Origin of the sequence: Williamsia sp., assembly GCF_016462415.1 — a bacterium.
GTDB lineage: Bacteria > Actinomycetota > Actinomycetes > Mycobacteriales > Mycobacteriaceae > Williamsia_A.
In genome coordinates this window covers 1-2,828 of sequence record NZ_JAEMTF010000203.1, presented here as the reverse complement: position 1 = coordinate 2,828, position 2,828 = coordinate 1, and the positions used below count along the sequence as shown (strand labels likewise).

Below are 2,828 nucleotides of genomic sequence, written 5' to 3'. Positions count from 1 at the left end.
AAGAACCCGGCTCGCTCGAGGATGCAAGCCGCGGCGCTCCGCCGGCAGCCATGGGGCCAAATAGTCACACGGATAAATACCAGACGCTCGACTTCTGGGCGGAGCATCTACACCCGGTCCGCCCCCTCGGCGACCCCGCCGACGTCGCCGCATACCCGTCGTACGCAGCCTGCTGGTGCTGCTGCTGGTGATCGTGGTCGGCATCGCCGGGCTGACCTTCTACTACGACTCCAAGCTCAACCGGGTCGACGCGCTGAGCAGTTATCCCGGCCGCGTCCGCGACACCCCGGGAACCAATTGGCTTCTGGTGGGCTCGGATTCGCGGGCCGACCTCTCGGCCGAGCAGAAGCGACAGCTCGCCACCGGCGACAGCGACGGCAAACGGACCGACACGATCATGCTCATCCACATCCCCAGCAGCGGGAAGGCGATGATCATCTCGATCCCCCGCGACCTCTACGTCACCATCCCGGGTCAGGGACCGAACAAGATCAACGCGGCATTCAACGGTGGGCCGAAACTGTTGGTGCAGACCATCGAGACGTTCACGAAGGTGCACATCGACCACTACGCCGAGATCGGGTTCGGTGGCTTCGACAAACTCGTCGACGCCGTCGGTGGGGTCAACATCTGCATCGACCAACGCCTGCGGGATCCCAAGGCCGGTCTGAACCTGCGGCCGGGCTGTCAGGATCTCAACGGACAGCAGGCCCTCGGACTGGTGCGTACCCGCGCCTTCCCCAACGCCGATCTCGAGCGTGTGGTCAACCAGCGGAAGTTCCTCAGCGCACTGATGTCGAAAGCGTCCGGGGCGTCGACCGTGCTCAACCCGTTCCGGTTGTTCCCGTTCGTGAGCGGCACGGTCTCGGCCATCACCGTCGACAACGGCGACCACATCTGGAATCTCGCACTGCTCGCGTGGGCGCTCCGGAGCGATCCGCTCACCACCACGACCCCGAACGGCGGACCGGAGAGCACCGACAGCGGCGACGCACTCGCGGTCGACGATGACACCACCACGTTCTTCGACCACATCGCCAAGGATGTGACGGTGCCCGCAGAGCTGTTGCAGAACACCGGCGGCGCCGTCAGCTAGCGGTCACGGAAATGGTTGTGCGCGTTGTCATCTCGCGATTTGTGCGGCCGATTAGGTTTGCCTACGCGAACCAGGCCAGCTCATCCTTACTAAGGTTCAGCTTGGATGACAAGACATTTCGGGCGTCCTAATGTCGTGGCCATGTCCGTCACCACACGCTCAGCAGCGAGCACCATGACCCGTTTCCACGAACTCCTGCAGGACCAGATCGCGCACGAGTTCGCGGCGTCGCAGCAGTACATCGCCCTCGCGTCGTTCTACGCGAACGAGGATCTCCCGCAGCTGGCGAAGCACTTCTACGCCCAGTCGGTCGAAGAGCGCAATCACGCGATGATGATCATCCAGTACTTCCTCGACCGCGACATCGCCGTGGCCGTGCCCGGCATCGCCGAGCCGCAGAGCCACTTCAGCGAGTTCCGTGAGCCGATCAAGTTGGCGCTGCACCAGGAGCAGACGGTCACCGACCAGATCATCACCCTGGCCCGCACCGCCCGCGACGAGGGCGACTACCTCGGCGAGCAGTTCATGCAGTGGTTCCTCAAGGAACAGGTCGAGGAGGTCGCCGTGATGACGACCCTCGAGACCGTCGCCGAGCGCTGCAACGGCAACACCTTCGACCTGGAGAACTTCGTCCAGCGCGAGCTCAACGTGAGCGCGGAGGCCGACGCGACCGCGCCGTCCATCGCCGGTGGAAGCATGTAATCAGACCACTCTGCAGCCCCGACTGAGCCGCCCCACACACCGTGGGGCGGCTCAGTTGTCTGTCGGGGTGATCCCGTCAGCGCAGGGTGACCTGGCGTCCGCGGATCCCGTCACGGGACCGGCGCTGCTCACCGGTCAGATCCCCGGTCTCGGCGAGGGCTGCGACGAGGTCGGCCTCGAAGGTCGCGCAGGGGGTGGTCCACTCGTCGGGGTGCATCTCGTTGTCGAGGTCGAACACCGGCACCAGCAGTCCGTGCGTGCGGAACGACCCGGCGAACTTGGACCCGTCACCGAGGGTGAGCTTGCCCGCCGCATGCATCCGCGCCAGCGCGCTCATGACGTCGTCCTCCGACTCGGGTCGGACCCACCGCAGGTGTGCGCGCTCGCCGGCGTCGACCCACCACGGCGCACCCGACAGACCGCCACCGATGCGGGCGGTCGGCATGATCGAGGTGCTGGCCTGCTCGATCATCGCGGCGATCTCGGGGGTCACGTCGGCCTGGTCGGCGAACCACCACGAGAAGTCGTCGTGGAGCGTGATGTCGAGCTGGGTCTCGGCGCCCAGCGTGGCGGCCAGATCGGCGATCCCCGCCGCGGTGTCGCCCGTGGCGTCGGTCGACGAGACATACGGATCCCCGCCGTCGGCCTGCGACGCCCAGCGCAGTGCGCTCGCGATCTCGGCGGCGACATCGGCGGCGTCGAACTCGGTCTGCAGGGCCACCAACCCCTCGGTGGCGCCGTCGACGTCGCGGGTCAGCGCCTGCACGGCGCCGGGCAGGATCGTCGCGAGCTTCACCGAGTTCGCGCCGACACCGTCGCCCTGCACCGTGATCGACGCCGTGGCCGAGGCGACGAAGCTGCGCAACGCGACCAGATCGCATTCCGCCGCGAGGCCGGCGAACGGGCGGGTCGGCGCGGCCGACGCCTCCGCTTGCCGCGCCTTGCGTGCCGCGACGCGCTCCGCGCGGTCGCTTCCGGGACGTCCAGTTCCGCGCTTGCTCTTCTTTGCCATGGTGTCGAACCTATTACG

Annotated in this window: 3 protein-coding genes; 2 read left to right on the top strand and 1 reads right to left on the bottom strand. The window is 66.8% G+C overall.

Annotation, left to right across the window (positions count from 1 at the left end; all coding sequences use genetic code 11):
* Positions 1–175 precede the first annotated feature (175 nt).
* Positions 176–1,096, top strand: coding sequence for an LCP family protein (locus JHC79_RS23250; RefSeq protein ID WP_296395383.1), 921 nt, complete (start codon positions 176–178; stop codon positions 1,094–1,096).
* Positions 1,097–1,237: 141 nt separating this feature from the next.
* Entirely contained in the window at positions 1,238–1,798 is a 561-nt protein-coding gene (locus JHC79_RS23245) for a ferritin (RefSeq protein ID WP_296395381.1), read from the top strand.
* A 76-nt stretch (positions 1,799–1,874) separates the two neighbouring features.
* Here the strand turns inward: JHC79_RS23245 and JHC79_RS23240 are convergent, their stop codons facing one another.
* Entirely contained in the window at positions 1,875–2,810 is a 936-nt protein-coding gene (locus JHC79_RS23240; RefSeq protein ID WP_296395385.1) for a DUF5926 family protein, read from the bottom strand.
* Positions 2,811–2,828 lie beyond the last annotated feature (18 nt).

Bases quoted from the DNA above. Each gene is read 5' to 3' on its own strand.
- JHC79_RS23245 (WP_296395381.1), top strand. From the start codon at position 1,238: ATGTCCGTCACCACACGCTCAGCAGCGAGCACCATGACCCGTTTCCAC.
- JHC79_RS23240 (WP_296395385.1), bottom strand. From the start codon at position 2,810: ATGGCAAAGAAGAGCAAGCGCGGAACTGGACGTCCCGGAAGCGACCGC.